Origin of the sequence: Pinirhizobacter sp., assembly GCF_035317885.1 — a bacterium.
Taxonomy (GTDB): domain Bacteria; phylum Pseudomonadota; class Gammaproteobacteria; order Xanthomonadales; family Rhodanobacteraceae; genus Pinirhizobacter.
This window is the reverse complement of record NZ_DATHFX010000226.1, coordinates 1-7,281: the sequence shown is the minus strand read 5'-3', so window position 1 is coordinate 7,281 and position 7,281 is coordinate 1. Positions and strand designations below refer to the sequence as shown.

At 65.4% G+C, this 7,281-nt stretch carries 7 protein-coding genes; 4 read left to right on the top strand and 3 right to left on the bottom strand.

Annotated elements, in window-relative coordinates:
- On the bottom strand, positions 1-221 hold a 221-nt coding region (locus VK519_RS07365), incomplete at its 3' end, for an NAD(P)H-binding protein (RefSeq protein ID WP_324348626.1).
- Between the two features lie 91 nt (positions 222-312).
- Here VK519_RS07365 and VK519_RS07360 point away from each other — a divergent pair.
- Positions 313-1,197, top strand: coding sequence for a LysR family transcriptional regulator (locus tag VK519_RS07360; protein ID WP_324348624.1), 885 nt, complete (start codon positions 313-315; stop codon positions 1,195-1,197).
- Here VK519_RS07360 and VK519_RS07355 read toward each other — a convergent pair.
- The gene (locus VK519_RS07355; protein ID WP_324348623.1) at positions 1,194-1,874 is read right to left on the bottom strand and encodes a hypothetical protein; all 681 of its coding nucleotides are present in this window, start codon (positions 1,872-1,874) and stop codon (positions 1,194-1,196) included. The two genes, VK519_RS07360 and VK519_RS07355, sit on opposite strands and share 4 nt — an antisense overlap.
- 124 nt (positions 1,875-1,998) lie before the next feature.
- Positions 1,999-4,509: a penicillin-binding protein 1A gene (locus VK519_RS07350; protein ID WP_324348622.1), complete on the bottom strand. Its 2,511-nt coding sequence runs from the start codon at positions 4,507-4,509 to the stop codon at positions 1,999-2,001.
- Positions 4,510-4,749: 240 nt separating this feature from the next.
- Between VK519_RS07350 and pilM the strand changes: the two genes are divergently transcribed.
- Genes pilM through pilO form a run of 3 tightly spaced genes read left to right on the top strand, consistent with a single transcriptional unit; the run spans position 4,750 to position 7,264 of the window.
- Positions 4,750-5,808 carry a pilus assembly protein PilM gene (gene pilM / locus VK519_RS07345; RefSeq protein WP_324348620.1) on the top strand — a complete coding sequence of 353 codons (1,059 nt, stop codon included), beginning with the start codon at positions 4,750-4,752 and terminating at the stop codon, positions 5,806-5,808.
- On the top strand, positions 5,808-6,593 hold the full coding sequence (locus VK519_RS07340) for a PilN domain-containing protein (protein ID WP_324348619.1): 786 nt from the start codon (positions 5,808-5,810) through the stop codon (positions 6,591-6,593). Before pilM ends, VK519_RS07340 begins: the two co-directional genes overlap by 1 nt.
- Entirely contained in the window at positions 6,590-7,264 is a 675-nt protein-coding gene (pilO, locus tag VK519_RS07335; RefSeq protein ID WP_324348618.1) for a type IV pilus inner membrane component PilO, read from the top strand. The genes VK519_RS07340 and pilO overlap by 4 nt, the downstream gene beginning before the upstream one ends.
- The last annotated feature ends 17 nt before the right edge of the window (positions 7,265-7,281 follow it).

The following is a 7,281-nucleotide window of genomic DNA, read 5'->3' as shown; positions in this document are numbered from 1 at the left end:
ACCGCATGCACGATCAGGCCGACGCCTTCCGCGGCGCGGCGCACGGCCTGGGCATCCATGGCGTCGCCGCGTTGCCACTGGATGCGGTGATCGGCATCCGAGGGCGGTTCGTGCCGGATGAGCGCGCGAACCGCCCAGCCGCGGGCCAGGAGCGCCCCTGCTACCTCGCCACCAATGCCTCCTGTAGCGCCCAGAACCAGTGCCGTGTTTTGCGTCGCCATGAACTGTTCCCGTGGAAGTAAGGGCCACAGGATGCGCTGCCGTAAGCTAGAAAGAAATTGACTTACTCGTTGACTAGCTATACAAAAATGTATGGATAACGAACCGGATTGGCAGCATTACCGCAGTTTCCTTGCCGTGCTGGAAGAAGGCTCGCTCTCGGCCGCGGCACGCAGCCTTGGGCTCGCACAGCCCACCCTGGGCCGTCATGTGGAACTGCTGGAGGCAGCGTTGGGCACCACGCTGTTTACCCGTTCGCCCACGGGCCTGGCCGCTACCGATGCGGCCGAAGCCTTGCGGCCCTTCGTTCAATCCATGCGCGCCACGGCGCAGGCGATTGAGCGTCATGCACATGCCGTCCGCCACACGGTGGCCGGTACCGTCCGCCTGGGCGTATCCGAGGTGATCGGTATCGAGGTCGTGCCAACGATCCTTGCGTCGTTTCGCCAGGCATGTCCTGGTGTGGTCGTGGAACTGGTGTTGTCCGATCGCAACCAGGATCTCCTGCAGCGTGATGTCGACGTGGCCGTGCGCATGGTGGCGCCAGTGCAGGAAGCGCTGCTTGCGCGGCGCATCGGGGCGATCGAACTGGGTTTGCATGCGCACCCGTCATATCTCGAGCGACGGGGCGAACCGCGCCAGATGCACGATCTCACCTCGCACGATCTGGTCGGCTTCGACCAGGCATTGCCCTATATCCGGCGCATGTCGGCCGGATTGCCACCATGGCGCCGCGAGATGTTCGCACTGCGCAGCGACAGCAACATGGCGCAACTGGCGGCCATGCGCTCAGGCCTTGGCATCGGCTTCTGCCAGGTTCCGCTGGCCGCGCGGGAGCCGGCGCTGGTGCGCGTACTGCCTACCATGGCCTTGCCGCTGGAATGCTGGGTAGTGATGCACGGCGACCTGCGTGGCCAGGGGGCATGCAAGGCCCTGTTCGATGCACTGGTCAAGGGCCTGCTCGCCTACCTTGCCTAGCGCCCCGACGCGGTACCGGCTTGCGCACCATCATCCCACTGGGCGATGTCTTCTTCAGTCAGCATGGCTTGCACGGCCGAGCGGTTGGCGCGGCGCATGGGTTTTTCGTCGACGCGGTCCAGCGGTGCCTGGCGCAACGCATCGTGTGGCAGCACGGTAAGGTCAAAGGCGATGCCGTCGGCGTTGAAGGTAAGGGCGGTGAATTCGGCCTGGTCGTCGCGGGTCATGCGCAGGCGGCGCACCTGGGTGCCGAAGGGGATGCCGTGTTCGGTCAGGAACAACGGCACGGCTTCGGGATCTTCGCTGAACACATGCAGGCATACGGCTGAGTGTTCATCGGCGGTGCCTTCCAGTACCGCGCCCACCAGCCGTGGATCGAAGCCGCGCAGGAAGAACATGCCTTCCACCGCGGCCTCGCGGCGGGCACGCAAGGCTTGCGGTTGCGAATCGCCCTTGAAGATGCGCTGGTGCTCGCGCAAGGCTTCTTCGATCTCGTTGTTCCGCGGCAGCGCCTGGTCGTCGATGATGCCCAGGCGCTCAGCGGCCTTCAGCTTGGCATGGTGGAAGTCGCGTATGCCGTGTTCGCTCATCAGCCGGGCGGCTTCCTGGGCGATGCGTAGCCGGCTGCGCTGGCTGCGGTCCTGGGCGTGGATGCGGTGGTGTTCGCCTCGTGACATGAGCGTATGACCCCGTGTGCAGGACGTGGGGTGAGATTACATGTTTTGACAGGTTTTGGCGTGACGGCGAAGTAACGGGGTAAAGGGGTCAGGGTCATGACTCTGACCCCCAACCGTTGTCGATCTAGAAAATATCGTAGGAATGCTGGTCGGTCTCGTCCTGCTGTTGCTGCTGCTGGGCTTGCTGGCGCAGGCGGTCGACGTCTTCGACCTTCATGATCTCGCTCATCGCGTCCGGGTCGCCGGCGCTGGTGGGCATGCCGGAACTGCGGTTGATCTGCACCGTGCTGATGCCCGGCGGCATCGGCAGCGTGGCCGATGGCGTGTCCTTCAGCACCGCGCCCATGTAGTCCTGCCAGATGGGAAGTGCCGCTTTGGCGCCGAATTCACCCTTGCCCAGCGAAGTGAAATCGTCGAAGCCCACCCATACCGAGGCCACGACCTTGCCGTTGAAGCCGACAAACCAGGCGTCGCGGTGGTCGTTGGTGGAGCCTGTCTTGCCGGCCAGGTCGTCGCGCTTCAATTCCATCGCGGCCGAACCGGTACCGCGGCGGATCACGTCCATCATCATCGACGTCACCAGGTAGTCGTTGCGCACGTCGATGACGCGCGGGGCCAGGTGCGGCGGATGCGGGCCGGTGGTGTGTGCGTCATCGGGCAATTTCGCATCGCCGATCACGGCGGCCGTGGAGCTGGTGGCCGGTGCGTTGGCGGGGCCTGAAGGCGTGGAGGGCGGGGGCGGGCCGGGCGGCGTGGTATCGAGCAGGCGCTCCTGGCAGTCCACGCAGGCCCGTGCCGGATTGGCCACATAGACGGCCTGGCCGTTGCGGTCATTGATCTGCGAGATGAAATACGGGGTGACCAGGAAGCCGCCGTTGGCGAATACCGCATAGCCGCGGGCCATGCTCATGGGCGACACCGAGGCCGTGCCCAGGGCAAGCGACAGGTTCTGCGGGATGGCATCGGGCGTGAAGCCGAAGCGGGTGGCGTAATCGCGGACGTAGCGCACGCCGATGGCGTCGAGCAGGCGCACCGACACCAGGTTCTTCGACTTCACCAGCGCCTCGCGCAGGCGGATCGGGCCGTCGAACTTGCCGTCGTCGTTGGACGGGGCCCAGATGCCGTCGGGCCGCGACGGATCGGGGAACACCACCGGTGCATCGTTGACGATCGATGCGGGGGTAAACCCGCGCTCGAAAGCCGCCGAATACAGGAACGGCTTGAAGCTCGAGCCTGGCTGGCGCGCGCTCATCACCGCGCGGTTGAACTTCGAACGCTGGAAATTGAATCCACCCACCAGCGCCTGCACGGAGCCATCCTCGGGATCGAGCGACACCAGCGCCGCCTGCACGGAGGGAATCTGCGTGAGTTCCCACTGGCCTTGCTCGTTGCGCTGCACGCGGACGAGGTCGCCACGCTTGACCACCGCGTCCACGCTCTTGGGCACGCTGCCGGCGCTGGTTTCGTTGACATAGCGCCGGGCCCAGGCCACCGCGTCCATGTCCAGGGTGATCGATTCCTTGCTGGACAGGTACACCGTGGCCTGCTTGGCGGTGGATTCGGTGACGATGCCCGGCTGCATGCCGCCGGCCGCCATGTAGCCGGCCAGCACCCGGTCCAGTTCCTCGGTGCCGGCACCCGCCGGCAGTTCGTCGTGGCCTTCGGGACCGCGGTAGCCGTGGCGGCGGTCGTAGCTGGAGAGCTTCTCGCGCAGCGCGGTGTTGGCCGCGTCCTGGCGTGCGGAGGTGACCGTGGTCTTGACGGTATAGCCTTCCACCAGGGCGTCGTTGCCGAGTTTCTCGATCGCCTGCAGGCGTGCCATCTCGGCCAGGTACGGTGCATCCACCTCGATCGGCTGCTCGTGCGGATACGCATCGTTGGGCTCGGCGATCGCCTGGTCGTACTCGGCCTTGGTGATGAAGCGGTTGGACAGCATCTGGCCCAGCACCCAGTTGCGGCGGCCAATAGCGCGCTTGGGGTTATTGAGCGGATTGACCACTGAGGGGAGCTGGAAGGTCGATGCCAGCATCGCCGACTGCGCCACGGTGAGCTGGTCGAGCGTCTTGCCGTAGTAGAAGCTCGCCGCCGCACCCAGGCCGTAGGTACGGTGGCCGAGGAACATCTTGTTGATGTACAGCTCGAGGATTTCATCCTTCGTGAGCTCGTTCTCCATGCGCAGGGCGATGAAGATCTCGGTGAGCTTGCGCGAATAGAGCTTCTCGGGACTCAGGAAGAAGTTGCGGGCGACCTGCTGGGTGATGGTGGAACCGCCGGGCCCCTTGTCGCCGCCGGACGTGATCACATGGATGCCCGCGCGGGCAATGCCATGCCAGTCGACCCCGGGATGGCTGTAGAAATCGGCATCCTCGGCCGAGAGCACGGCGTTCTTCATCTTCGCCGGTACGTCGGCGATGCGCACGGGGACGCGCCGGGTTTCGCCGAAGGTGGCGATCAGCTTGCCATCGGCCGTCTCGATGCGCAGGGGCACCTGCATGTGGACATCCCGCAGCACGGCCACCGCCGGCAGCCGGGGCGCCAGGAGCCAGTAGGCCACCCCGACCGCCGCCACCACCAGCAGGACGCCCACCAGGGCCAGGATCAGCGCATAGCGCAGCAAACGCTTAAGTATTGCCATGAATGGTCGTTAGGGATACGTGGGCGCGAAAGTGGCGCCGAGTATAGGGGGTCGCGAGATTCCGCCCTAGCGGCGGGGGCTTACCCGTCCCCGGGACAGGGGCTTATGGCTCGGAATGACGAACTTGTGATTTAGTTCCGAACCAAAGGGTTGCGACCCATTGCTAAAGCATTAAGTTTTCGATCTAATGCCCTGGCGTCCAAACAAAAACCTAACGGGACGCAGGGGAAGGGGGACATCGTGGGGCTTTTCACACCGAAGGCGCCGCCGTTAATCGGCGTCGACATCAGCTCGACTGCCGTAAAGCTTCTCCAGTTAAGTCAGGCTGGCGGGCGGTACCGCGTTGAGCACTACGCCGTTGAGCCGCTGCCGCCCAATGCCGTCGTCGAGAAGAACATCGTCGAGGTCGAGGCCGTCGGCGAGGCCATCCGGCGCGCCCTGTCCCGTTCCGGCTCCAAGCTCAAGCACGGCGCTGCCGCCGTGGCGGGCTCGGCGGTCATCACCCGGCTGATCCCGATGTCCGCGGACCTGGCCGAGGACGACCTGGAAAGCCAGATCCAGATCGAGGCCAACCAGTACATCCCCTATCCCATCGAGGAAGTCTCGCTCGACTTCGAGGTGCTGGGCCCGGTCAAGGACAACCCCGAAATGAATAACGTGCTCCTTGCGGCTTCCCGCACGGAGAACGTGGACATGCGCATCGCCGCGCTCGACCTGGGCGGCCTGTCCGCCCGCGTGGTCGACGTCGAGGCCTTCGCCATGGAGAACGCCTTCGGCATGGTGGCCGACCAGCTCTCCGTGCCGCGCGACGCCCTGGTGGCAGTGGTGGACATCGGCGCCACCATGACCACCCTGGCGGTGCTGAAGAACCAGCGCACCATCTATTCCCGCGAGCAGGTCTTCGGTGGCAAGCAGCTCACCGACGAAATCATGCGCCGTTACGGCCTTTCCTATGAGGAAGCCGGCCGGGCCAAGCGCAAGGGCGGCCTGCCCGAATCGTACGAAGCGGAAGCCCTGGAGCCCTTCAAGGAAGCCCTGGTCCAGCAGGTCAGCCGCCTGCTGCAGTTCTTCTTCGCCGGTTCCGAGTACAGCCGCGTCGACCAGGTGGTCCTGGCCGGCGGCTGCGCCTCGATCGAGGGCATCAGCGAATTGCTCGAAGCCCAGTTGGGCATCCCGTGCGTGGTGGCCAACCCGCTGGCGCGCATGGCGCTGTCCAGCCGCGTGCAGCCGCAGGCACTGGCCCAGGACGCTCCCGCGCTGATGATCGCGGTCGGCCTGGCCATGAGGAGCTTCGACTGATGGCACGGATCAATCTATTGCCGTGGCGCGCCGAGCGCCGCAAGCAGCGAGAGCGTGAGTTCTACATGCAGCTGGGCGTGGCAGCGCTCGTTGGCGTGGTCGTGGCGTTCGCCTGGGTGCTGTGGATGGACATGCGCATCGACAACCAGAACGATCGCAACACCTACTTGAAGGGCGAGATCACCCAGCTGGACGAACGCATCGCGAAAATCCAGGACCTGGAAAAAACCCGCTCGCGCCTGCTCCAGCGCAAGCAGATCATCGAGCAGTTGCAGGCCAACCGCTCGCAGATGGTCCATCTGTTCGACGAGATGGTGAAGACCATCCCCGTCTCAGCCCGCCTTTCCAACATGAAGCAGACCGGCGATTCGCTCTCGCTCGACGGCGTGGCCCAGTCCAATGCCTCGGTGGCCGAGTACATGCGCAACATCGAGTCCTCGCCCTGGATGGGCCATGTGGACCTGCGCAAGACAGAAAACAGCCATGACGCCTCGCGCATGCCTTATTCGTTCGGCCTGGACGTGAAGCTTTCCCGGCCCACCGGTGACAGTGCGGACGCCGCGGCATCGCCTGCCGCAGCCTCGGCTCCCGGCGCCGCCCCGGCCGTGCCGGCACCCCTGGCCAATGCCGCCCTGTCCGCACTGCCGTCGCCGGCTGCCTCCGCGGGCACGCCGCCCGCGGCCGCACCCGCAGCAGCGCCCGCAGGCGTACCGCCGCCGGTTGCCGCCGTCAGCACGGCGCCCGCCCCGGCCCGTCCCGCCACTGCCGGGGGGGCACGCAAATGAAGTTCTTTGACGATCTGCGCAACCTCGACCGCCACAACGTTGGCGGCTGGCCGAAGGCGATCAAGCTGTTCTTCACCGCCATCGTCTTCATCGTGATCGTGGTGGCCGGCTGGTACTTCTTCGTCTCCACCCAGCAGGACGACCTGGAAACCGCGCGCAACCAGGAAGTTTCGCTCAAGAGCGAGTTCTCCGCCAAGCAGGCCAAGGCCGCCAACCTCGAGGCGCTGCAGCAGCAGCTCAACGAGATGCAGGACATGCTGCGCCAGTTGCTGCGCCAGCTGCCCAGCAAGACCGAAATGCCCGAGCTGCTGGTGGACATCTCGCAGACGGCGCTGGCCGCCGGCATCGAGAACGAGCTGTTCCAGCCCGGTGCCGAAACGCCGAAGGACTTCTACGCCGAGAAGCCGATCACCCTGCGCATGGTAGGCACCTATCACCAGTTCGGTGCGTTCATCAGCGGCGTGGCCTCCCTTCCGCGCGTCGTTATCCTGACGCTGCATGACGTTTCCCTGAGTCCGAAATCCGCCGCAGTCAAGGGAGGCGACCCGGTACCGGGCGGCCTGCTGGTACTGCAGGGCACGGTCAAGACCTATCGCTACCTTGAAGATGACGAGGCGGCCAACACCGATACGCACCCGCAGGGCGCCGCCGCCAAGGGGGCCAAGCCATGAGCCGCTTCATGACTCCC

Bases quoted from the DNA above. Each gene is read 5' to 3' on its own strand.
- VK519_RS07360 (WP_324348624.1), top strand. From the start codon at position 313: ATGGATAACGAACCGGATTGGCAGCATTACCGCAGTTTCCTTGCCGTG.
- VK519_RS07355 (WP_324348623.1), bottom strand. From the start codon at position 1,874: ATGTCACGAGGCGAACACCACCGCATCCACGCCCAGGACCGCAGCCAG.
- VK519_RS07350 (WP_324348622.1), bottom strand. From the start codon at position 4,509: ATGGCAATACTTAAGCGTTTGCTGCGCTATGCGCTGATCCTGGCCCTG.
- VK519_RS07340 (WP_324348619.1), top strand. From the start codon at position 5,808: ATGGCACGGATCAATCTATTGCCGTGGCGCGCCGAGCGCCGCAAGCAG.
- pilO (WP_324348618.1), top strand. From the start codon at position 6,590: ATGAAGTTCTTTGACGATCTGCGCAACCTCGACCGCCACAACGTTGGC.